21 protein-coding genes, 1 tRNA gene, 4 pseudogenes and 1 riboswitch are annotated in these 21250 nt (G+C 58.1%); of the genes and pseudogenes, 11 read left to right on the top strand and 15 right to left on the bottom strand.

Annotated elements, in window-relative coordinates:
- Window positions 1-126 precede the first annotated feature (126 nt).
- The 5 genes and pseudogenes from ACR3E0_RS00005 to ACR3E0_RS00025 form a co-directional block, all read right to left on the bottom strand.
- Entirely contained in the window at window positions 127-993 is an 867-nt protein-coding gene (locus ACR3E0_RS00005) for a polyprenyl synthetase family protein (RefSeq protein WP_480474929.1), read from the bottom strand.
- Window positions 994-1234 (bottom strand): annotated as a pseudogene (locus ACR3E0_RS00010) (exodeoxyribonuclease VII small subunit).
- Entirely contained in the window at window positions 1231-2115 is an 885-nt protein-coding gene (locus tag ACR3E0_RS00015; RefSeq protein ID WP_480474931.1) for a histone deacetylase family protein, read from the bottom strand. The pseudogene ACR3E0_RS00010 and the gene ACR3E0_RS00015 overlap by 4 nt, the downstream one beginning before the upstream one ends.
- 110 nt (window positions 2116-2225) lie before the next feature.
- Window positions 2226-2927 carry a response regulator gene (locus tag ACR3E0_RS00020; RefSeq protein WP_480474933.1) on the bottom strand — a complete coding sequence of 234 codons (702 nt, stop codon included), beginning with the start codon at window positions 2925-2927 and terminating at the stop codon, window positions 2226-2228.
- Complete coding sequence (locus ACR3E0_RS00025; protein ID WP_480474935.1) at window positions 2924-3436, bottom strand: MarR family winged helix-turn-helix transcriptional regulator; 513 nt, start codon at window positions 3434-3436, stop codon at window positions 2924-2926. The genes ACR3E0_RS00020 and ACR3E0_RS00025 overlap by 4 nt, the downstream gene beginning before the upstream one ends.
- A 158-nt stretch (window positions 3437-3594) precedes the next feature.
- Here ACR3E0_RS00025 and ACR3E0_RS00030 point away from each other — a divergent pair.
- The 3 genes and pseudogenes from ACR3E0_RS00030 to ACR3E0_RS00040 all read left to right on the top strand — a co-directional run bounded on the left by ACR3E0_RS00030 (window position 3595) and on the right by ACR3E0_RS00040 (window position 6574).
- Window positions 3595-4459 (top strand): annotated as a pseudogene (locus tag ACR3E0_RS00030) (branched-chain amino acid aminotransferase).
- A gap of 146 nt (window positions 4460-4605) precedes the next feature.
- Window positions 4606-6174, top strand: a complete 1569-nt coding sequence (locus ACR3E0_RS00035; protein ID WP_480474937.1) for an alkaline phosphatase D family protein — start codon at window positions 4606-4608, stop codon at window positions 6172-6174.
- A gap of 178 nt (window positions 6175-6352) precedes the next feature.
- Window positions 6353-6574, top strand: coding sequence for a hypothetical protein (locus tag ACR3E0_RS00040; RefSeq protein WP_480474939.1), 222 nt, complete (start codon window positions 6353-6355; stop codon window positions 6572-6574).
- Between the two features lie 18 nt (window positions 6575-6592).
- Here the strand turns inward: ACR3E0_RS00040 and cobO are convergent, their stop codons facing one another.
- The 5 genes from cobO to ACR3E0_RS00065 all read right to left on the bottom strand — a co-directional run bounded on the left by cobO (window position 6593) and on the right by ACR3E0_RS00065 (window position 10510).
- Window positions 6593-7192 (bottom strand): cob(I)yrinic acid a,c-diamide adenosyltransferase, encoded by a 600-nt coding sequence (cobO, locus tag ACR3E0_RS00045; RefSeq protein ID WP_480474941.1) that lies wholly within the window; start codon window positions 7190-7192, stop codon window positions 6593-6595.
- A 56-nt stretch (window positions 7193-7248) separates the two neighbouring features.
- A complete protein-coding gene (locus ACR3E0_RS00050) occupies window positions 7249-8184 on the bottom strand; it encodes a DMT family transporter (RefSeq protein WP_480474943.1) in 936 nt (311 codons plus the stop codon).
- Between the two features lie 32 nt (window positions 8185-8216).
- Window positions 8217-8891, bottom strand: coding sequence for an HD domain-containing protein (locus ACR3E0_RS00055; RefSeq protein WP_480474945.1), 675 nt, complete (start codon window positions 8889-8891; stop codon window positions 8217-8219).
- On the bottom strand, window positions 8875-9975 hold the full coding sequence (gene aroC, locus ACR3E0_RS00060; protein ID WP_480474947.1) for a chorismate synthase: 1101 nt from the start codon (window positions 9973-9975) through the stop codon (window positions 8875-8877). The genes ACR3E0_RS00055 and aroC overlap by 17 nt, the downstream gene beginning before the upstream one ends.
- A 94-nt stretch (window positions 9976-10069) precedes the next feature.
- On the bottom strand, window positions 10070-10510 hold the full coding sequence (locus ACR3E0_RS00065; protein ID WP_480474949.1) for a 6,7-dimethyl-8-ribityllumazine synthase: 441 nt from the start codon (window positions 10508-10510) through the stop codon (window positions 10070-10072).
- Window positions 10511-10627: 117 nt separating this feature from the next.
- Window positions 10628-10775: riboswitch (FMN riboswitch) on the bottom strand.
- A gap of 55 nt (window positions 10776-10830) precedes the next feature.
- Between ACR3E0_RS00065 and ACR3E0_RS00070 the strand changes: the two genes are divergently transcribed.
- Window positions 10831-11445: an FMN-binding negative transcriptional regulator gene (locus tag ACR3E0_RS00070; RefSeq protein ID WP_480474951.1), complete on the top strand. Its 615-nt coding sequence runs from the start codon at window positions 10831-10833 to the stop codon at window positions 11443-11445.
- Between the two features lie 24 nt (window positions 11446-11469).
- On the opposite strand, the gene ACR3E0_RS00075 is transcribed toward ACR3E0_RS00070, so the two are convergent.
- Entirely contained in the window at window positions 11470-11916 is a 447-nt protein-coding gene (locus ACR3E0_RS00075; protein WP_480474953.1) for a c-type cytochrome, read from the bottom strand.
- Between the two features lie 485 nt (window positions 11917-12401).
- Between ACR3E0_RS00075 and petA the strand changes: the two genes are divergently transcribed.
- The 3 genes and pseudogenes from petA (at window position 12402) to ACR3E0_RS00090 (ending at window position 15140) form a co-directional block, all read left to right on the top strand.
- Window positions 12402-12986, top strand: coding sequence for a ubiquinol-cytochrome c reductase iron-sulfur subunit (gene petA / locus ACR3E0_RS00080; RefSeq protein ID WP_480474955.1), 585 nt, complete (start codon window positions 12402-12404; stop codon window positions 12984-12986).
- A gap of 11 nt (window positions 12987-12997) precedes the next feature.
- A complete protein-coding gene (gene petB, locus ACR3E0_RS00085; protein WP_480474957.1) occupies window positions 12998-14341 on the top strand; it encodes a cytochrome b in 1344 nt (447 codons plus the stop codon).
- Between the two features lie 17 nt (window positions 14342-14358).
- Window positions 14359-15140, top strand: a pseudogene (locus tag ACR3E0_RS00090) (cytochrome c1).
- Between the two features lie 113 nt (window positions 15141-15253).
- On the opposite strand, the gene mtaB reads toward ACR3E0_RS00090, so the two are convergent.
- Window positions 15254-16519 carry a tRNA (N(6)-L-threonylcarbamoyladenosine(37)-C(2))-methylthiotransferase MtaB gene (gene mtaB, locus ACR3E0_RS00095; protein WP_480474959.1) on the bottom strand — a complete coding sequence of 422 codons (1266 nt, stop codon included), beginning with the start codon at window positions 16517-16519 and terminating at the stop codon, window positions 15254-15256.
- Window positions 16516-17357, bottom strand: a pseudogene (gene dapF, locus ACR3E0_RS00100) (diaminopimelate epimerase). Before dapF ends, mtaB begins: the two are co-directional and overlap by 4 nt.
- A gap of 210 nt (window positions 17358-17567) precedes the next feature.
- Here dapF and ACR3E0_RS00105 point away from each other — a divergent pair.
- Window positions 17568-17643, top strand: a tRNA-Lys gene (locus tag ACR3E0_RS00105).
- 131 nt (window positions 17644-17774) lie between these two features.
- On the opposite strand, the gene ACR3E0_RS00110 is transcribed toward ACR3E0_RS00105, so the two are convergent.
- Together ACR3E0_RS00110 and ACR3E0_RS00115 are read right to left on the bottom strand one after the other, a co-directional pair.
- Entirely contained in the window at window positions 17775-18524 is a 750-nt protein-coding gene (locus ACR3E0_RS00110; RefSeq protein ID WP_480474961.1) for an HNH endonuclease, read from the bottom strand.
- Window positions 18524-19105, bottom strand: coding sequence for a DUF2326 domain-containing protein (locus ACR3E0_RS00115; protein ID WP_480474963.1), 582 nt, complete (start codon window positions 19103-19105; stop codon window positions 18524-18526). The genes ACR3E0_RS00110 and ACR3E0_RS00115 overlap by 1 nt, the downstream gene beginning before the upstream one ends.
- Before the next feature lie 50 nt (window positions 19106-19155).
- On the opposite strand from ACR3E0_RS00115, the gene ACR3E0_RS00120 reads away from it, so the two are divergent.
- The 3 genes from ACR3E0_RS00120 to ACR3E0_RS00130 all read left to right on the top strand — a co-directional run bounded on the left by ACR3E0_RS00120 (window position 19156) and on the right by ACR3E0_RS00130 (window position 20943).
- Window positions 19156-19913 (top strand): IS5 family transposase gene (locus ACR3E0_RS00120; RefSeq protein WP_480474965.1). Its coding sequence is split into 2 segments (ribosomal slippage): window positions 19156-19477 and window positions 19477-19913, totalling 759 coding nucleotides; the frame shifts between segments, so codons are not numbered across the junction.
- A gap of 67 nt (window positions 19914-19980) precedes the next feature.
- The gene (locus ACR3E0_RS00125; RefSeq protein ID WP_480474967.1) at window positions 19981-20445 is read left to right on the top strand and encodes a hypothetical protein; all 465 of its coding nucleotides are present in this window, start codon (window positions 19981-19983) and stop codon (window positions 20443-20445) included.
- A 117-nt stretch (window positions 20446-20562) separates the two neighbouring features.
- The gene (locus tag ACR3E0_RS00130) at window positions 20563-20943 is read left to right on the top strand and encodes a hypothetical protein (protein WP_480474969.1); all 381 of its coding nucleotides are present in this window, start codon (window positions 20563-20565) and stop codon (window positions 20941-20943) included.
- The last annotated feature ends 307 nt before the right edge of the window (window positions 20944-21250 follow it).

Here is a 21250-nt window from a genome sequence, read left to right on the forward strand (position 1 = left end):
CAACTCCTGCGCCAACTGATGCAGCTGTGCATCTGAAAACTGCTTGAGATCCGCAGGGCGGTTCACAAGATCCAGCAGAGGCGTTTGCGGGCGATCAGAAGTCATGTTTGGCGCGTTCCTTGCGGCTTAGCTGTCTCGGGCAATAACGAAGCGGGCGGCGGCCTTCAAGGTTTCGGCCCCGGGCCCGTACCTTTCCACCGCCGCGCAGGCCTGATCGACAAGTTCGCTTGCACGGGTTCTGGCTGCGGCCAGTCCCAGAACCGATACAAACGTGGCTTTGCCTGCATCGGCATCCTTTTGCAGGCGCTTTCCGGCCTTTTCGGCGTCACCCTCGACATCAAGGATGTCGTCCGCGATCTGAAAAGCAAGGCCCAGCGCGTGGGCATATTGGCGCAAGGGCGCCGGATCGGCCTGCGCCAGCCGCGCCCCCGCGCAGGCGGCCCATTCGATCAGGGCTCCGGTCTTGCCGGCCTGCAGATGGGTGATGTCCTCCAGCGACAATGGTTCGGATGCGGTTTCAGCCGCGATGTCCAGCGCCTGACCCAGAACCATCCCCTGTGCACCGCTCGCCTGTGCCAGGGTCAAAGCCAAGTCTGCCCGCGTGTCAGCATCTCCAACTTCGGGGCGCGTGCACAGTTCGAACGCAAGGGCTTGCAGGGCGTCACCGGCCAAAAGTGCTGTGCCCTGATCCCATTTCACATGGACGGTTGGCCGACCCCGGCGGAGGTCGTCGTCATCCATGCACGGTAGATCATCATGGACCAGCGAATAGGCGTGCAGCGCCTCGATCGCGGTGGCAGGCCAGATCGCGCGGGCCTCATCAACCTCATGCAAACGCGCACTTTCCAGCACCAGAAACCCGCGCAAGCGTTTTCCCCCCTGCGCGGCATAAGCCATCGCCCGGGTCACATCCAGATCGTCCAACGCACCCAGAACCAGATCGAACTGTGTCTGAATACGGGCCGCGTCCTGCGCAAGCCTGTCGCGAAACATTCAGAGACCTTCGGCGGGCGTCGTTCCGGTCGGCTGACCATTGGCATCCAGAGTGATCGCCGCGACTTTTCCTCGGCGCGCTTCAACTCATCCTCGCATCGTTTTTCAACGCTGCTCCGCGCTCGTACAGGGCGATGGATTGATCCAATGCCACGTCGCCGCGCTCCAACTGGCCCACCACAGTCTCAAGCTCTTTCATCGCCTGTTCGAATGTCATCTGATCAACTGGGGTATCGGTCATCGGGCTGCCTTCATCAGTTCTTGCACATGGGCGCGGGTTGCATCGGCAAGTGCGTTCAGATCATACCCGCCTTCCAGAGTCGAGACGATACGGCCTTCGCACATCTCGTCAGCGATCTTGCACAACTCGGCTGTAACCCAGGCGAAATCACCGGTGGACCAGTTCAGATTGGCCAATGGATCATCCTGATGCGCGTCGAATCCGGCCGAAATGATGATCAACTCGGGTCGGAACGCGCGCAGGCGTGGGAAGGCCTGTGTTTCGTAGGCGGTCCGCATGTCCTCCCCGCCGGTACCGGGGGCCAGCGGGATATTAAGAACCGTGTCGTAGGCTCCGGTTTCATCGGGTCGGCCAGAGCCCGGCCACAGCGGCATCTGCTGGCTGGTGATCACCAGAGCGCGACGCTCATCCCAAAGCAGATCCTGCGTCCCGTTGCCGTGATGCACGTCGAAATCGACAACTGCGACCCGCTCCAGCCCGTGATGCTCCAGCGCATGTTTGGCGGCCAGGGCCGCATTGCCAAACAGGCAGAACCCCATGGCTGTTTCGGTTTCGGCATGATGACCGGGCGGTCGGATCGCACAAAATGCATTTTGCGCTTCGCCACCCAAAACCATATCGACTGCGCGTACGACTGCGCCCGCCGCGCGATACGCGGCATCCACCGATCCCGGGGACATGAAGGTGTCACCGTCAATCTGAGTGAATCCTTCATCGGGGCGATTGCTCCGGATCTCGCGGATGTAGCTTTCGGGATGAACACGCAGCAGATCATCATCTGCCGCCATTGGCGCAGTCACCCGGTTCAGGTCAAGTGGTTCCAGCGCATGCAGAATATGCTCCAGCCGGGCAACGCGTTCGGGATGTCCTGAGGGCGTCACGTGACCAAGGCAATCGGCGTGGTTTAAAGGACAGTCTTCATCAGGATCCCTTGTTCATCTGGCTCAAAATACCTTCGCCGAAGGCACAAAACCGCCGCGCAGCGGCACCATCAATCCGGCGCCAGCATATAGCCCGCGCCCCGCACGGTTTGCAGATAGCGGGGTTGTTTCGGGTCCTGCTCGATCTTGCGGCGCAAGCGGGTGATCTGCACATCCACCGCCCGTTCCTGCGCCTGCCCCTTGTCGCGCCCCAAATCCTCGACCAGCTTGGCCCGACTGATCGGCTCACCGGGCTTGGTCGAGAATATCTTCATCAACTGGCTTTCGGTGGCCGTCAGGCGAACCGGGTTTTCGCCCTGCCACATCTCTCCGCGTTCAATGTCATACCGGATCGGTCCGAGATGCAGAATCTTTGACGCCGCATCCTGCGCGGCCGTCTCTGGCATCCGTCTCAGGATCGAGTTGATCCGCAACAGCAGTTCCTTGGGCTCGAACGGCTTGGCCAGATAATCATCCGCCCCGGCTTCAAGCCCTGCAATGCGATGCTCGGTCTCGCCCCGCGCCGTCAACAACAAGATCGGCGTGTTGTGGGTCTCGCGCAGCGAACGAGTAAGGCTGACTCCATCCTCGCCCGGCATCATGACATCCATCACGATCATATCAAAATCCAGCCCCGACAAGACGCGCCGCGCATGCGCCGCATCGCGGGCGGCCGTAACCAGAAATCCATTCCGCATCAGGAACTTCTTGAGCAGATCGCGAATGCGCTCGTCATCGTCGACAATCAGCAGATGGGCGTCCATATCGCTCATGAGGTCGTATCCCGAAGTTTTGCATATGCATGACGCATATCAGCATCCATCATTGCTTCAAGCACTTTGCGGAACCCGGACACGGCTTCGGGACCCGCGTCCTTGTACGCCGCCCGCATCCGCGCGCGCTGGGCATCGGACAGTTTGGCCTCCAGCGCCTGGCCCTTTTCCGTCAGAAACAGATGACGTTCGCGTTTGTCCACGGTACCGACCCGGCTTTCGACCAACCCATCCTCGATAAGTGTCCTGAGAACCCTGTTCAGGGACTGTTTTGTTACGCCCAAAATTGCTAAAAGGTTGTTGACCGTTGTGCCGGGTGCGCGATTGATGAAGTGGACGGCGCGGTGATGCGCACGACCATAGGCCATCTCGGCGAGGATGCGATCAGGATCGGCGGTAAAGCCGCGATAGGCAAAAAACATGGCCTCAATCCCCTGTCGCAACTGTTCGTCGGTCAAAAACAACAGGCTTTCGCCCCCATACAATGGGGCGGGGCGGATGTCGGACATATCATCCCTCATTCGTTGCACGGGCCGACTTTATGTCAGCGTTATTGACATTCCAAGGGTGGACAGGTATCGAATCGCAGTTTTTGCGCAACATTATGTCCACTTCGGACCTAAGTAGCGCAACAATCGGAAAATCAACCCGGTTCAGGAGGTTTCGTATGGCGGGGTATGACGATCGTGACGGTGTTATCTGGCTGGATGGCAAACTGGTGCCCTGGCGCGACGCCAACGTGCATATTCTCACCCACGCGATGCATTACGCTTCGTCTGTGTTCGAGGGCGAACGGGCCTATAACGGCAAGATCTTCAAAAGCCGCGCGCATTCCGAACGCCTGATTGCCTCGGCAGAGGCGCTGGACATGCCGGTGCCTTATTCGATTGACGAGATCGAGGCTGCCAAGGAAGAGGCCCTGAAAGCCAGTGGATTGCAGGATGCGTATGTGCGCGTTCTGGTCTGGCGCGGCTCGGGCGAGGATATGGGTGTCGCTTCGGCCAAGAACCCGGTGCGTATGGCGGTCGCGGTCTGGCCGTGGGGCGTATTACGGCGATGCCAAGATGCAGGGTGCCAAGCTGGACATCGCGGAATGGAAACGGCCCAGCCCGGAGACCATCCCGGTGCACGCCAAGGCGGCGGGCCTCTACATGATCTGCACCATCTCAAAGCACAAGGCCGAGGCGAAAGGCTGCTCTGACGCCCTGTTCATGGACTACCGCGGCTATGTGGCCGAGGCGACCGGTGCGAATGTGTTCTTCGTCAAGGACGGTGAGGTACACACGCCTCTGGCGGATTGCTTCTTGAACGGGATCACCCGGCAGACGGTCATCCAGATGCTCAAGGACAAGGGCATCACCGTCCATGAACGCCACATCATGCCCGAGGAGATGGCTGGCTTTGAGCAATGCTGGCTGACCGGAACCGCGGCCGAGGTCACCCCGGTCGGTCAGATCGGTGAATACACATTCGAGGTGGGCGACATCACCCGCGAGATTGCCGAGGATTACGAAAAGCTCGTGCGCAGCTGACCCCAAGGGTTGGGTGTTTATCCACAGGCGTCACAATATCATCGTGATAGTGTCAGAATCTGAGCCGCTCGTTTTACAATCGGGCGGCTCAATCCGGCTTACCAATCGCGTGGTCGATACACCGATCACCAGACAGGAGAGCCCAGATGACCAAGATATTGCGACCGACCCGCCGTTCCTTCCTAGCAGGCAGCACCGCCTTTGCCGCATCTCTGTCCATGCCCGCGCTGAGCCGTGCGGCATCGCGCCCGGTATTCACTCACGGTGTTCAATCGGGTGATGTGGATACAGGCTCTGGCATGATCTGGACGCGAACCGACCGCCCGGCCCGCGTGATGATGGAAGTCTCGACAACCGACAGCTTTGCCGACGCGCGCAGGCTGACGCCAATGGACGCTATTCCCAACAGCGATTTTGCGGTCAAGCGGCTGGTGGATGGATTGCCCTCGGATCAGGATATCTTCTATCGCTTCGTGGCCGCCGACCTCAGCGACATCAATGTCGTATCAGAGCCTGTTGTTGGCCAATTCCGCACTGCACCGATGTCCCGGCGCAACATACGGTTTGCCTGGTCCGGGGACACCGCCGGTCAGGGCTGGGGCATTGATGATGAGGGGATGCGCGCGTATGCGACCATGGCGCAGCACAAGCCCAACTTTTTCATTCATTCCGGCGACACGGTTTACGCCGATGGCCCAATGCAGGACGAGGTCGAGAAAGACGGGCAGGTGATCTGGAAAAACACCACCCTGATCGATGAGAAGCGCAAGGTGGCCGAAACGCTGGACGAATTCCGCGCCCAGTGGAAATACAACATGATGGACGAACATGTCCGCGCCATGAACGCCGTCTGTCCGACCTTCTTTCAATGGGACGACCACGAGGTGGTCAACAACTGGTCGGATGCCAAGGACCTGATCTCGGACGATCGGTACACCGAAAAATCAGTGCATGTGCTGCAATCCCGCGCCGGACGCGCCTTTCATGAGATGACGCCGCTGCGCATTACCCCCGCCGAACCGGGGCGCGTGTATCGCAAGATTTCGTACGGCCCGATGCTGGACGTCTTTTTCCTCGATCTGCGCAGCTATCGCGGTCCTAACGGTCCTTCGATGGAAGATGAGATCACCGATCAGTCCCGCATTCTGGGTGCCGAGCAACTTGCATGGCTCAAGAAAGAGCTGGCCGGATCGCAGGCCACGTGGAAGGTGATTGCCTCGGATATGCCGATCGGTGTGATCGTCTGGGACAACTGGAAGGAACAGGCCGGAGCAGAGGCGATCGCAAACGGTGATAGTGGTCCGGCCAAGGGTCGCGAGTTGGAGATCGCCGATCTGCTGCGGTTCATCAAGACGACCGGCGTCACAAACACGGTTTGGTTCACGGCCGACGTTCACTATACTGCTGCGCATTTTTATGACCCTAACAAGGCCCAATTCCAGGATTTTGAACCATTCTGGGAGTTTGTGTCGGGCCCGTTGCATGCCGGTACATTTGGTCCAAACGCACTGGATGGTACTTTTGGCCCCGAGGTGAAGTTCGTCAAAGCACCCGCAGAGGATCAGGGCGTCAACCTGCCCCCCAGCGCTGGCCTGCAGTTCTTTGGGCTTGTGGACATTGACGGTGCCACACAGCAGATGACCGTGCGGTTGATGGATCGCGCAGACACCGAACTCTGGTCGGTCACCCTGGATCCCAGGGAACAGGCGATCTGACGAATCGGACTTGAAATTCCCGACTAAAATAATCAATTATCAATCGACGTCAGATGATCTATCATCTGGCACCGAGTTTCGAGGCGGTTTGCGGGCTTAGCGCAAGACATGGTGAGAGCACGCCGCCGCCTCGGAAACGATGTGTGGTTCGGAGTATCGCCTTGTGGGAAGGTCAGGAATGAATGATCAGCTCGACGAAATCATCGCCCGACATGATGCAGCTACGTCCTGTGGGTGTGCGTGCTGTGATGATGACTTTGCAGCCTATGTCGAGCAGAAAAAGCGCGACAGGGCGATCAACGAACCGGACCATGACGTAAGCCTGCCCGACAGTGCGGCCAGCCGTCGCGGTTCTGTGCGGTATGTTTTTGAAAAGCTGCTGACACGGCAAAAGGCCTGAAGCGGACACCCGGCGGGTTTAATAATCCAGTCCGCGCTGCGCTTTGATTCCCGCCTGAAACGGGTGCTTCTCCTCGGTCATTTCTGTCACCAGATCCGCATAGTCACGCAGATTCTGTGGCGCGTCCCGGCCCGTCAGAAAGACGCTGGTCCGTTCGGACCGCGCATCCAGCCCCGCTATGACCTGTTCGACCGACAGGTATTCGTAGCGCAGGGCGATATTGATCTCATCCAGCACAACCAGATCGTACTCGCCGCTCGCCATCAAACCGCAGGCCTTGTCGAAGGCTGAATTTGCCGCCGCGATATCGCGTTCACGGTCTTGGGTGTCCCAGGTGAAACCTTCGCCCATCGTGTGCCAGGTGACCAGGTCCCGCTCCTGAAAAAAGCGCCGTTCGCCGGTTTTCCATTTGCCCTTGATGAACTGTACAACAGCCACCTTTTGCCCCCAGCCCAACGCCCGGATCACCACGCCAAACGCGGCGGAGGATTTGCCTTTGCCTTTGCCAGTATTGACCATGACCAACCCGCGTCCGGGGTCGACCGCCTCGGACACTTTCTTGCGGTGCTTGGCCTGCACCTTTTGCATCTTTTCCTTGTGATCCTGCGCGTCGCTCATGGGGCACCTGTTTTGACTGTCCGGCCCAACCTAGGGAAAGTTTGCGAAAGGTAAAGTCACGCTTTGGGATCGGTGACCGACCGGGCCTTGCCGCGTTCCAGTCCCAGTTGATGCTCACGCCAGATCACCACCACGTTGCCGGCAATCACCAGCGCGGCACCGGTCAGGATGGCGATCGTCGGCAATTCACCAAACCAGACATAGCCAATCACAATCGCAAACAGCATTGTGGTGTAATCATAGGGCGCCAGCATCGACGCCTGCCCAAACCGATAGGACGAGGTCACGAGGATCTGCGCCACGCCTCCGGTCAGACCCATGGCGATCAGAATCACCAGTTGTTCCCATGTTGGGATGGTCCAGCCCCAGAACACTGTCAGCCCCGACAGCAGTGTCCCAGTCACGCAAAAATAGAACACAATGGCCGCTGGATGGTCGACCTGTACCAGTTGCCGGATGTGAATCTGGACAAAGGCCCGGGCCATCGTCGCGGTCAGAACGCAGAGCGCGCCCAGCGTGGCGGCGGTTTCCATCTCGGTGCTGCCAAGGCGGGGCCAGATCATGATCAGAACACCCAACAGGCCCAGCAAAACGGCTCCGATTCGGATCATGCGGATGCGTTCACCGAGCATGACGGCCGCCAGAACAAGGGTGAAAATCGGCGTGGCATATCCAATGGCGGTCACCTCGGGCAGAGGCAGCAGGCTGAGGCCGGTGAAGGTCAGGCCCATCGCGGATGTCCCCAATACGCCGCGCCAGAAATGGCCCATCGGCTTTTTGACCACAAAGCCTTGCGCCAGCTCGCCGCGCGCAATCAGCCAGATAATGATGACGGGGATCGCAAACAGAGAACGGAAAAAGACCAGCTCTCCCGGCGGAAAATCTTCGGACAGCGCTTTGACCAGGGCCGACATAGACGTGAACAGAAACAGGGCGCTGAGCTTCAGCGTCACAGCAAGGACAGGTCGATGCGATGTTAAGGATTTTGCCATCGGCGCGACCCTGCGCCTTTGCGGCGCAAAGATCAACGGGTCGGGGCGAGCGCGGCCCACTCGGCTGGCAGGGCCGTGCCGAGTTCCTCGGCAAACTCTTCGAGATACCGGATCATACGCTGCGCGCGTTGCTGCGCCAGTCGTCTGCCGGTGGGCGTCAGCATGTCTTGCGGCAAAGCCAGCAGCTTGACCTTCCAATGGTCGATGGAAAAGCGCAGATCGTCCAGCGGTCGGTTTTCTGAGAACGGGTCCGCCGGATCGTAGAGGACACGGCCCAGGGCGCCAGACACCGAGAACGTGCGCGCGATGCCAATTGCGCCAAGCGCATCGAGCCGGTCGGCATCGCGCAGGATACGCGCTTCGGGCGTTTCTGGTGGTATCTTGGCCGAAAAGCTATGTGCCGCAATTGCGTGCTGGGCGGCCTCAATCTGTGTCGGTTCATAACCGAGTTTCCCAAGAATAGACTCTGATTCCGCCGCTGATCTACGGGATGCAAGGTGGCGATCCGGGTCGTCCTTTGGCAAGTTTACCAGATCATGCAGATAACACCCTGCAAGCAACACCTTCATATTGGTGGTCACATCCGCAATGGCCTGCGCGTTCACCCAGACGCGGTCCAGATGGGCAAGGTCATGAGCCGGGTCTGTGGCCATACGCTGCGCCACAACCGTCCGCAGCCGGGTACGTAGGTCAGCCAATCTGTCCACGGTTTTCGCCAATCTGGCCGCGATGCAGCAGCAGGTGATCCAGGATCACACAGGCCATCATCGCCTCGCCGACCGGGACTGCGCGGATGCCGACGCAGGGGTCATGGCGGCCCTTGGTGATAATCTCGGTCTCTGCGCCGGATTTTGTGATGGTCTTGCGAGTGGTCAGGATCGATGAGGTTGGTTTGACCGCAAAACGTACCACGACGTCCTGCCCGGTCGAAATACCACCTAGAATACCACCGGCGTGATTGCTGCTGTATTGCGGGCCGTCCTGACCCATGAAAATCTCATCAGCGTTGGCATCGCCTGTGAGTTCCGCGGCGGCCATGCCTTCGCCAATCTCAACACCCTTGACGGCGTTGATCGACATCATGGCAGAGGCCAGATCAGTGTCTAACTTGGCGTAAACAGGCGCACCCAATCCCGCCGGAACACCGCGTGCCACGACCTCGATCACGGCCCCGACCGAGTTTCCTGACTTGCGTAGCTCGTCCAGATAGGCGGCCCAGTCTTCAGCGGCCTTGGCATCCGGGGTCCAGAACGGGTTTTGTTCGATCTGTGCCCAGTCAAAGCTGTCCCTGTCGATCTTGCGCGGACCCATTTGCACCATGTAACCGGTGATCTGCACGTTCGGCGCGATCTGCCTGATCGCCTCGCGCGCCAGTCCGCCTGCCGCGACCCGCGCCGCGGTTTCGCGGGCCGAACTGCGCCCGCCGCCGCGATAGTCGCGGATGCCGTATTTCTGCCAGTAAGTGATATCGGCGTGACCGGGCCGGAACTTGTCCATGATGTCGCCGTAGTCTTTCGAGCGCTGATCGGTGTTTTCGATCATCAGCTGGATCGGGGTTCCCGTTGTCTGGCCTTCGAACACGCCCGACAGAATCCTGACCGCGTCGGCCTCGCGCCGCTGGGTGGTGAACTTGTTCTGCCCCGGTTTGCGTTTGTCCATCCAGTGCTGGATCATGGCTTCGTCGATTGCCACCCCCGGCGGACAGCCGTCGACAGTGGCGCCCAATGCAGGACCATGGCTCTCACCCCAGGTGGTGACGCGAAAAAGATGTCCAAAGCTGTTCATCGACATGGGGCGTGCTCCTTTGCGGGTCGTGATTAGCGGGCGAGGCCCCAAGCCTCAAGCAGATTTGCGGTTGGGGCGCAGATGCTCCAACCGCTTGGGATCAAGCCGCTGCCGCCAATTGCGCCCGGGTCTCGGTGACCTTGAGCGCGGCCTGCGCCGCCTCGCGCCCCTTTTCAATGAAATGGGCGCGGTAGATCGCGTTGTGATGATCCGTCTCCTGATACTGATGCGGCGTCAGTGAGACTGACAGGACAGGAACGCCCGTATCCAACCCGGCGCGCATCAGCCCGTCTACCACGGCTTGTGCGACGAATTCGTGCCGGTAGATACCGCCATCCACCACAAAGGCCGCGCAAGCCACGGCGGCATAGCGCCCTGTTTCGGCAAGATCCCTGGCCAGAAGCGGCATCTCAAAGGCACCGGGGACATCGAATACATCGACCAGATCGACCGGAATCAAGTCCAGAAAGCCGTCCAAAGCGCGGTCTACGATATCGGAATGCCAGTTGGCTTTTACAAACGCATAGCGGGTGTGTGTCATCATGATCTCCTTTCGGTTTGGTGGCCCGCTGGCGCTCGCGAAGTCATATCGCTGCCAGCCCGGCATGACACGTCACCCAAGGCGATCACGAACAGCCGTGCCGCTGTGCGACACGCTGCGCGTTCTCTTTCATCCGGACTGTCACCGTCGGCTCTGGCCTCTCACCAGATCTGCTGACACCCCGACAAACGGGGCCGCTCGCGGGCTGACGGGTCTTGGCCCGCATACCGCCGGTGGGGAATTTCGCCCCGCCCTGAGAACAGAATGAAGCTTGCCAAGCTGCGGGCGGTTCTGCAAGAGGGATCGTCAGGAGGACAGGTATGCATCCCAACCCCGCTTTTCGTGCCGAGGACAACGCACGGCACATCGCTTTCGCACGTGATCGCGCCTTCGGTGTTCTGGCCGTGTCGACGCCGGAGGCCCCCCTGTTGAGCCACGTTCCGTTCTTGCTGAGTGAAGATGGTTCTCTGGCCGAGTTGCATCTTGTCCGTTCAAACCCGATCGTGAGGTTGCTGAAACAGCCACAAATCGCCCGGATCGCGGTCACGGGTCCGGACGGCTATGTGTCGCCTGACTGGTACGAGGTCGATGATCAGGTGCCGACGTGGAACTACGTGGCCGTGCATCTGACAGGTCAGATAGAGATGCAGCCGCACGACACATTGCTGGATTTGCTGGACCGGCAATCTGCGTTCTATGAAGAACGTCTGTTGCCCAAGCCGCCATGGACCACCGGAAAGATGTCTGACGAGGCGCTGGCGAAAATGATGCGGATGATCGTGCCCTGCCGGATGCGGATCGATGACATTCAGGGCACGTGGAAACTGAACCAGAACAAGACCGAGGACGCCCGCCTCCGCGCGGCCGGGCAATTGGAGGTGACGGGGTTTGGCACCGAAACCGGGCGGCTGGCCGCGTTGATGCGCAGCACCTGACCAGCGCCGGGTCTGGTCGACGGCCTACTGGGCGCTGAACGTCGCCAGATAGGCGGCAATATCGTCTGCGCCTTTCTTCAGCTTGACGCTCATGTTGGGGCGCGCGGTTTCGTCGTTCAGAAACTCCTGAATGAAACCGATCGGGTCCTCTGAGTAGGCAATCAGGTTTTCCTGGGTCCAGACCAGCCCTTCGTTCCCCGCACGGATCAGGTCGTCGGTGAACATGCCGATCGGCAGACGTTCGCTGCCATTGAGATAGTCGTTCTCGGTACCGGCGATGCGACCGACGACACCGTAGAGATTCGGCCCGGTGATTCCGCCCTTCACCAGAACCTCGCCATCCTTGATGATTGCATGGCAGGATGAGCATCGGTTGTAGAGCAGTTCGCCTTTCGCCGGGTCGCCGGTGGCAACCGCCTGCGAGGACAGGGCCATTGTGAGCAATGTGGTGGTCAAAACAAGTTTCGACATATGAGGTCTCCTAACTGGAGTTCGCGCTTGACCGGGCTTTTCGGCATTCTCGCAAAAAGTGCAACAGGAAATCATGCGAGAACTTGAATGAGAAATATCTATTTTATATGAAAGATTTAAATCGCAACACGTCGCCTTAAAGTAGATCAATCCACGCCACACTTAAGCCATATTGACGGCGTGACGCTTAATCTTTGACATAATGCTGTGCGCTATTGCGCAACCCGAACGATTGCCCGCCAGACGGCGAATCGACTTTGTACGAGTCGAAGTGGCGTTTGGCGGCAGCGGTAATAGTTGTGCACGGGAATCATGAAAAAAAGCACTGCGGCGTGACATAATGCCCAGATGCGGCGTATTGCGCGTTCAAGACCGCTGGACGAAATCTATTCTCCCCGATAGATAGCGCGGTTAAGACGCCGCATTCGTGCGGTGCGCGAGCTATTTGCCCGTCCGCGGGCGCCAAAAGAACCGGAGATAACCTCGTGTCCCACGCAGAAGACCACGAAGGCACCCGCAGAGATTTCCTCTACTACGTCGCTGGCGGCGCAGGTGTCGTAGCCACGGGGGCGGCGGTCTGGCCCCTGATCAATCAGATGAACCCCTCGGCAGATGTTCAGGCGCTGTCCTCGATCCGCACCGATGTCGGCGGGGTCGAGCCGGGCACGCAGCTGACGGTGAAATGGCTGGGCAAGCCGGTCTTTATCCGCCACCGCACCGGTGCCGAGATCGCAGAAGCACAGCAACAGGACGAGGAGGGGCTTGCCGCTCTGCCCGATCCGCTGGCCCGCAACGCAAACCTGAATGCCGATGCGCCTGCAACGGACGCAAACCGCGTGATGCCGTCGCCCGAAGGCGAAGCGCCCGGTGCCTGGATCGTTCAGATGGGCGTCTGCACACATCTGGGCTGTGTGCCTCTGGGCGACGCCGGCGATTTCGGCGGTTGGTTCTGCCCCTGCCACGGCTCGCACTACGACCTTGCCGGTCGTATCCGCAAAGGCCCCGCGCCTGAGAACCTGCCGATCCCGCCCGTTGAATGGGTGGACGCGACAACCATCAAGCTCGGCTAAGGGAGACCCAGATGTCCGGAATTCCCCACGATCATTACGAGCCGAAGACAAACGGCGAAAAGTGGCTGAACAGCCGTTTGCCCATCGTCGGTCTGCTGTATGACACCCTCATGATCCCGACCCCCAAGAACCTGAACTGGTGGTGGATCTGGGGTATCGTTCTGGCGTTCTGCCTGGCGCTGCAGATCATCACCGGTATCGTTCTGGTGATGCACTACACGCCGCATGTCGATCTGGCCTTTGCCAGCGTTGAACACATCATGCGCAACGTGAACGGCGGATACATGATCCGCTACCTGCACCAAAACGGCGCATCGCTGTTCTTTGTCGCGGTCTATATCCACATCTTCCGCGGTCTCTTCTACGGCTCGTACAAAGCCCCGCGTGAGATCACATGGATCATCGGGATGCTCATCTACCTGATGATGATGGGTACCGCGTTCATGGGCTACGTTCTGCCCTGGGGTCAGATGTCCTTCTGGGGTGCGACCGTGATCACCGGCCTGTTTGGCGCAATCCCCTTCGTAGGTGATGCGATCCAGACCTGGCTGCTGGGCGGACCCGCCGTGGACAATGCCACGCTGAACCGCTTTTTCTCGCTGCACTACCTGTTGCCCTTCATCATCGCGGCACTGGTGATCGTGCATATCTGGGCGTTCCACACCACGGGCAATAACAACCCGACCGGTGTTGAGGTGCGTCGCACGTCGAAGGCGGAAGCCGAGAAAGACACGCTGCCCTTCTGGCCGTATTTCGTGATCAAGGACCTGTTCGCGCTGGCCGTGATCCTGGTCGTGTTCTGGGCCATCGTCGGCTACATGCCGAACTATCTGGGCCACCCGGACAACTACATCGAAGCCAACCCGCTGGTCACGCCTGCGCATATCGTTCCCGAATGGTACTTCCTGCCGTTCTACGCGATCCTGCGCGCCTTTACCGGCGAGGTCTGGGTCGTGCAGTTCGCCAGCTTCATCACCGGCGGCATCATCGACGCCAAGTTCTTTGGGGTTCTGGCGATGTTCGGTGCGATCCTGGCCATGGCCCTGGCGCCCTGGCTGGATACATCGAGCGTGCGTTCCGGCAAGTACCGCCCGATGTTCAAATGGTGGTTCTACCTGCTGATCATCGACTTCTTTGCCCTGATGTGGCTGGGGGCGATGCCGGCGGAAGAGCCTTATGCGACCTTCTCGCTGATCGCATCTGCCTACTGGTTCGCCTATTTCTTCGTGATCCTGCCGATCCTTGGTGTCATTGAAAAACCCGACGTTCCGCCAGAGACCATCGAGGAAGACTTCAACGCCCACTACAAGAAACCGGACGCTGAGGCTGCACCTTCAACGGCGCCGGCAGAGTAAGAAGAGGGACCGGAAAAATGTTCAAGAAACTTGCAATCGGTGCCGCGCTTGCCCTGGCCCTTGCCCCTGCGACATCCCATGCGGCAGGCGCATACGACACTCACATCGAGGATTTCGACTTTTCGTTCGAAGGACCATTCGGAACCTGGGATCTGAACCAGCTGCAGCGTGGGCTTCAGGTCTATACCGAAGTTTGCGCGGCCTGCCACGGGCTGCAATATGTCCGCTGCGCGACCTTGAGGCGCTGGGCTTTTCGGAAGAACAGGTCATTGCCTATTCCGCTGAAAACTTCGAGGTGTTTGACCCCGAACTGGATGACTTCCGCCCGGCAATCCCCACTGACCATTTCCCGGCCAACACCGGTGCTGGTGCACCGGACTTGAGCCTGATGGCCAAGGCGCGCGCCGGATTCCATGGTCCCTATGGTCTGGGCATCAACCAACTGGTCAAAGGCATTGGCGGTGCGGAATACATCGCATCGCTGTTGGATGGCTACACCGGCGAGGAAAAGGAAGAAGCAGGAACGATCCTCTACGAAAACAAGGCGTTCCCGGGTGGCTGGATCTCGATGGGTCCGCCGCTGTTTGACGAACAGATCGACTTTGCCGATGGCCACGCAAACTCTGTCCGTGCCATGTCAGAGGACGTATCCGCCTTTCTGATGTGGGCAGCGGAACCCAAAATGATGGATCGAAAGAATGCCGGTTTTGTCGGCGTCATCTTCCTGACGGTCCTGTCGGTTCTTCTCTACCTGGTCAACAAGCGCCTGTGGGCACCGATCAAAGGCAGAAAGCACTAAGGTCAACTGCTGATCTCTGAAACAAAAAACCTCCGCAGCGTTGGCTGCGGAGGTTTTTCTTTTTCAGCGACACCAGCCGAAGAGTGTTTGACGGGACAGGTCCTGAGGATTTCCTAAGCGGGTCTCGCCTGCAATTGGGTGCCGGTTGCACCGATGATATCGGCTTCCACGATCTGGCCTTGGGTTTGCGGAGCGTCAAACATCACTTCGGTGAACTGCTCGGTACGACCCATCCGTTCGTTTTCCATCAGTACGCGATGGCGTTTTCCGATCTGCGAAGACAGGTGTTTCGCCACCTGTACTTCCCCCGCAGCACGCAGGCGCGCCGCCCGTTCCTTGATTGTCTTTCCGTTCACCTGCTGCGGAATACGTGCTGCAGGCGTGCCTTCGCGCTTGGAATACGGAAACACGTGCAGCCAGGTCAGATTGCAGTCTCGCACAAGCTTCAGCGAATTCTCGAAATGTGCGTCCGTCTCGGTCGGGAACCCGGCGATGATATCTGCCCCAAAGGTCATGTCAGGGCGCAGCTTGCGGGCCTCTTCGGCAAAACGGATTGCATCGTCGCGCAGGTGGCGGCGTTTCATCCGCTTCAGGATCAGATCGTCGCCATGTTGAAGGGACAAATGCAAATGCGGCATCAGGCGGGGTTCGGACCCGATAGCCTGCATCAGGTTCTCATCCACCTCAATGGAATCGATCGAACTGATGCGCAGCCGGGGCAGGTCCGGTACCAGTTTCAGGATGCGCATCACCAGATCGCCCAGCTTGGGCTGCGCTGGCAGATCAGCACCCCAAGAGGTCAGGTCAACACCGGTCAGGACCACCTCATTGTACCCTTTGTCGACCAACCGTTTGATCTGATCCACCACCACACCCGCAGGAACGCTGCGCGAATTGCCACGGCCATAGGGGATGATGCAAAAGGTACAGCGGTGGTCACAGCCGTTCTGAACCTGCACATAGGCACGGGACCGGGTCCCGAACCCGTCGATCAGATGCCCGGCCGTTTCGGTGACGGACATGATGTCATCCACTTGGACTGCCTCGGTCTCGCCAATGAAATCCGTTGCCATACTTTTCCAGGTCTCCGGCAGCATCTTTTCGGTGTTGCCAATGACGGCGTCGACCTCGTCCATCTGCGCAAAGGTCTGCGGTTCGGTTTGCGCCGCACATCCTGTCACGATCAGGCGCGCGTCCGGGTTTTCGCGCCGCAATTTGCGGATTTCCTGCCTGGCTTTGCGCACCGCTTCGGCGGTCACGGCGCAGGTGTTCACGATGACCGCATCAGACAGACCCGCCTGTTGCGTCAGGTCCTTCATCGCTTCGGTTTCGTAGGCGTTCAAGCGACACCCCAGCGTGGTGAACTTGGGCGCGGTCATCCAAGCGACTCCAAGAATTCCGGCGTGAACGTTCCCGAAAACACGTGGCACGTGGGCCCGGTCATCCAGACACCGTCATCGCGCCAATCAATCCAGATGGTTCCGCCGTCCAACTCGATCTGCACCTTGCGCCCGGTCAGACCGCGCCGCACGGCAGCAACGGCTGTCGCGCAGGAAGATGAACCCGAGGCGAGCGTGATTCCACGCCCCGTTCCCACACGCGCATGCGGATATGATCCGGGCGAATGACCTGCGCCACCTGCACATTGGTGCGCTCCGGATACAGCGGGTGATACTCATATCTGGCGCCGAACTCTTCCAGTGGAATGGCCTCGGCATCATCGACAAAAAAGGTGCAATGCGGATTGCCCATGCCAGTTGCCGTGGGCACGCCTTCGATGGGTAGTTCGAGTGTGTCCACCTCTTCGAGCAACGGTATGTCCTGCCAGTCCAGCTGTGGCTGCCCCATATTGACCGATGTCAGCCCGTCTCCGGCATCTTTCGCCATCAGGGTTCCGCGTTCGGTTGTCAGCTTCACTTCGGGTTTTCCGGTCTCTTCCATAAGAAACCGCGCGATGCACCGAGTCGCGTTACCGCAAGACGCCGAGGTTGATCCGTCCGCATTATAAAAGACCAGATGTGCATCGAACTCGCCGTTCTCAATGACCGCCAGTTGGTCGAAGCCGACGCCAAACTGCCTGTGCCCAATGCCCTTGGCCAGTTCTGGTGTCATAGTCACCGGCTGCGCGCGCGCATCTACAATGACAAAATCATTGCCCAGCCCGTGCATCTTCATGAAGGGCAAACCGTTGCCGTGTGTCTGTTGCATAGCGGGCATATAACGCCGGTCCGAATTTGTTTCCACCCTGTCTCTCAGATTCCTTAAAAAAGGGGTTGACCCCCCCGCGCTCGCTGCCTAATTAAGCCGCCTATCGGGGCGCTTGAAACACGTCAAGTTCAGGCGAAACGAGGCGTGAAATAGGGACTTGCACCCGGTCGGGAAAATACCCTACAGAGCGCCAAGGATCGACTTGATCCATCAAAGAGTGGGCCGTTAGCTCAGTTGGTAGAGCAACTGACTTTTAATCAGTGGGTCGCAGGTTCGAATCCTGCACGGCTCACCACTTTTCATAATTGACAAATGACACCTGATCGTTCCTTTACGACAGGTTTCTGTCCTCTCGAGGACAGTGCCGCCCCGAAAGGACGAAAGCTCGGAACGTGCGAATTGTGCTCATTCCGGGGGGCTATGCTCCTAATCCTTAAAGACATACTCCCTATGCCACTCGAGAAATACTCGATGTTTTGCGTTCAATTTGATAGGCGTTTCATAATGCAGCTGTGATTGCGCCAACTTACTTAAGCGTTCCGAGAAGATCGGGATACCCTCAGGATCAAAGGTCACGAGACCGTTGTCGAATGCGGCATCCCAGAGAGCCGAAAGAAGAAAGCCATTGTGGACATCCAGACGCTCTGCGTCGTTTTCACAGTCGCGCCATGGCTTGATGTGAGAGGCACGGAGAAGCGGCTTGTCGACAATCCCGGTCAGAGGGCATCGCCCCCGCCAGTATTTGATCAGACGCTCACGAAAGATGTTCTGGCCGACACGCTGGACCACAAGGCGTTCCGCTTCTGTAGTCGACGGCAAATTTTGCGTGCGGTGAAGGAACTCTTGAAGTGGTGCATCAGGAAGACTTACAGCAAGCTCATAAACCCTTGGCATCACGGCATAGAGCGGTGCCAGTGAGGCAAATCGGAAACGTGCGAGGCCAGGTCCTGCGGCATCGGACGTTTCAATTCCAATCTCTGCGATAATACCGGCGTGATCTAACGCGAGGAGCCACGCGCCAGAAGTCTCCCGCCCGAGCCAGACCGACCCCTGCGCGGTCGTCGAACTGTACCGCTGCCAGCCATCGACTTCGCCATGGGGGCGTCGGAAGCCGTTCTGGTACATGACCTTCTCGCACTCCTGACGGGTAACGAAGGATTGAGGTTTCTCGATCATCAAAAGTCCATCGCAAACAGCCGAGCCTCAGGAGGAGTCGATGACAGTTTCAGCCTTAGTGCATGATGATCGGCAGTGATTTGTGGCGGGGCGGTGGTTGTGGTGATAATATACTGAAATGGCGGCGGGCTTGCCTTTTCTTCCAAGCTCAACGCGAAATCAAAGAGGTTTGAGTAAATGCCGGCGTCAAGGTCCGCTTCACGCGGACTGTCGTGGATAAGGAAAGATGGTAGTTCAGCCTTTCCGTTTACAGAAAGGATCATGGCTGCGAGGTCAAAAGCTACGATTTTGAACGACTCTACTGCCGCTGTTGAAAGCCCTGCGCCACGATCGAGCAATATCTCGGGATGAAGGCCGTTGCCGTCTAGCTTCAATTTCCCAGTACAACCATTGGGCATCAGTGTCGTAACGAGCTGTCGAAAGTATGTTTCCAGATCACCTATTGTTGCCGTAGCGCGCTCTCGTTCCAAACCCATCTTTTGCCGCTGGCCTTCGAGCATTCTATCAACGCCAGCCAAACTTTGAGTGATTCCGACGCGCTTGCCTAACTGGCGGTCGAACCAGCTAGGGTCAGGACCCATTGATTTCCGCACGGCAGCATGATTCACAGTTGTAAAAACGAGCGGTGAATATGTCTGATCTATTCTGGCTGACAGATGCGCAGATGGCGCGTCTTGAGCCCTTCTTCCCCAAGTCCCACGGCAAACCCCGCGTCGATGATCGGCGTGTGTTGAGTGGGATTATCTTCATCAATCGCAATGGTTTACGGTGGCGTGATGCGCCGAGGGAGTACGGTCCTCACAAGACGCTCTACAATCGTTGGAAGCGCTGGAGCGATAAAGGCATCTTTGCGCAGATGATGACCGGTCTGGCGGCTAACCACGGCGAAGAGAAGACCGTGATGATCGACGCAACCTATCTCAAGGCCCACCGAACAGCGGCCAGCATGGGCGTCAAAAAGGGGGGCGTGGGCGCCTAATCGGTCGGACCAAAGGCGGCATGAACACCAAGTTGCACGCCATCTGCGACAGTCAGGGGCGGCCACTCAACTTGTTCGTCACCGCCGGACAGGTCAGCGACTACATCGGAGCACGGGCGTTGCTGAGCAGCTTGCCCAAGGTCGAGTGGTTGCTTGGGGATCGAGGCTATGACGCCGACTGGTTCAGAGAAGCGTTGAAAGACAAAGGGGTAAGATCCTGCATCCCAGGTCGGAAACAGCGCAAGAAAGCCGTAAAATACGACAAGCGCCGCTACAAACGCCGCAACCGGATTGAGATCATGTTCGGCAGGCTGAAGGATTGGCGGCGTGTTGCCACACGATACGACAGATGTCCCAAGGTCTTCCTCTCCGCAATCGCACTCGCCGCTCTGGTCATCTATTGGCTATGAGTCCTGACCCTAGATGCCGACTGTGATGCCGTCATTTGCGAACACTCTCATATCTGGAGTGCCTCCGATGATTAAGCCAAAATACATCGTCCCGGTTGGGAAGGAGATCGTCAGTGCCGGTCAAACAATACGGCTTCGAGAAGCTGGCAATAACTGCTTCGAAGCAGTGAACTGTTTGAACGGTGAGGTTGTGACTTACACCTACCAAGAGGCCATATCGCTCTTACGTCAGCCCAACACAAGCATCCCACTTTACGGGTTTCCGGATTCGGAAGCGACTGCACGGGTCCGTTCTGGCCAATTGATGTACCCAGATCAATTGAAACCAGAGGGACAGGATAACATGGAGTTCATTAGAGTACTCTGTGTCGCCATAGAGGCGTTGAAAACTACCGGCGTTAAGATCAGCGAACCATCATTGAACAGGCTTAAAAATCGGAAGTTCATCCAAAAGATATCCAGCGCCACCTTCAAAAAGCTCCAATTGCCTCTGATCAGGTGCGTGGGGGAAAGAGAAAAAGTGTTTTCCTGATTCCCAAAGGTCGCACTCTGCTCAAGTACTAAACCCTCTACTGCAATTCCGGGCGCAACCCAATGGTGCTTGCGGAACAAAATTGCTTGAAGGGTAACCGATGGCCTCCGATACGGCGTGGCAGTCAAACCCATTGATCATGTCGAAAAATATGATTTTGATCTAAGGCCGGGCTACGTGCGCGCCGAACTACCGAGTGATTTCGCTGACGAAGTCATTCTGATGAGCGACGCGGATTTTACACGCGCTCAAGCTCTCAATGCCCAGAGATATCATGAATTCAGCAAGAAACCGGACATTGAAGCTGATTCCTTGATCGTTCGGGCTGCACGCGAGCACCTCGCTCCGATCACATTGGCAAATCTGATTGAAGAAAGTGGGTTAGGCCGTCGTGGCTTCCGAGCCGGTTTCCGCTCGATCATTGAGGGCAAGCTTAGATCGCTTTCACCAGGTAAAATTGGATTGCAAACGTTGGTATCGTCAGAGGTACCGGCATGATCTTCAACTATGATCCCACTGACACCTTCATCATATTTGGAGAGCCCTACTGGTGTTCATACCAGACCGATACTCTTTACATCTTTGATCCCAAAGACAAAGGTTCCGGGCCACCAAAAACACTAAGTCAAACAGAAATAGGTTTTCTCAGAGGCACAAACAATTGGCGATACTTGCCAGGTGCAAAAACTCATGAACGCCTGAAGAAAGCGGCCAAGGCGGGAAGCAAAGCTCTGCAGAATGCGCATCCCGAAGATCAAGATGCAGCGATCTTCGGTCCGCACGGCGCCAGGGCGGATCGGAGCTT

Source organism: Ruegeria sp. AJ12, from assembly GCF_056536245.1.

Coding starts and splice junctions, on each gene's coding strand:
- ACR3E0_RS00025 (WP_480474935.1), bottom strand. CDS start 3,436: ATGTCCGACATCCGCCCCGCCCCATTGTATGGGGGCGAAAGCCTGTTG.
- ACR3E0_RS00110 (WP_480474961.1), bottom strand. CDS start 18,524: ATGATCGAGAAACCTCAATCCTTCGTTACCCGTCAGGAGTGCGAGAAG.
- aroC (WP_480474947.1), bottom strand. CDS start 9,975: ATGTCGATGAACAGCTTTGGACATCTTTTTCGCGTCACCACCTGGGGT.
- ACR3E0_RS00070 (WP_480474951.1), top strand. CDS start 10,831: ATGCATCCCAACCCCGCTTTTCGTGCCGAGGACAACGCACGGCACATC.
- ACR3E0_RS00050 (WP_480474943.1), bottom strand. CDS start 8,184: ATGGCAAAATCCTTAACATCGCATCGACCTGTCCTTGCTGTGACGCTG.
- mtaB (WP_480474959.1), bottom strand. CDS start 16,519: ATGACCGCGCCCAAGTTCACCACGCTGGGGTGTCGCTTGAACGCCTAC.
- ACR3E0_RS00115 (WP_480474963.1), bottom strand. CDS start 19,105: ATGGGTCCTGACCCTAGCTGGTTCGACCGCCAGTTAGGCAAGCGCGTC.
- ACR3E0_RS00065 (WP_480474949.1), bottom strand. CDS start 10,510: ATGACACACACCCGCTATGCGTTTGTAAAAGCCAACTGGCATTCCGAT.
- ACR3E0_RS00125 (WP_480474967.1), top strand. CDS start 19,981: ATGATTAAGCCAAAATACATCGTCCCGGTTGGGAAGGAGATCGTCAGT.
- cobO (WP_480474941.1), bottom strand. CDS start 7,192: ATGAGCGACGCGCAGGATCACAAGGAAAAGATGCAAAAGGTGCAGGCC.
- ACR3E0_RS00005 (WP_480474929.1), bottom strand. CDS start 993: ATGTTTCGCGACAGGCTTGCGCAGGACGCGGCCCGTATTCAGACACAG.
- ACR3E0_RS00075 (WP_480474953.1), bottom strand. CDS start 11,916: ATGTCGAAACTTGTTTTGACCACCACATTGCTCACAATGGCCCTGTCC.
- ACR3E0_RS00020 (WP_480474933.1), bottom strand. CDS start 2,927: ATGAGCGATATGGACGCCCATCTGCTGATTGTCGACGATGACGAGCGC.
- petB (WP_480474957.1), top strand. CDS start 12,998: ATGTCCGGAATTCCCCACGATCATTACGAGCCGAAGACAAACGGCGAA.
- ACR3E0_RS00040 (WP_480474939.1), top strand. CDS start 6,353: ATGAATGATCAGCTCGACGAAATCATCGCCCGACATGATGCAGCTACG.
- ACR3E0_RS00035 (WP_480474937.1), top strand. CDS start 4,606: ATGACCAAGATATTGCGACCGACCCGCCGTTCCTTCCTAGCAGGCAGC.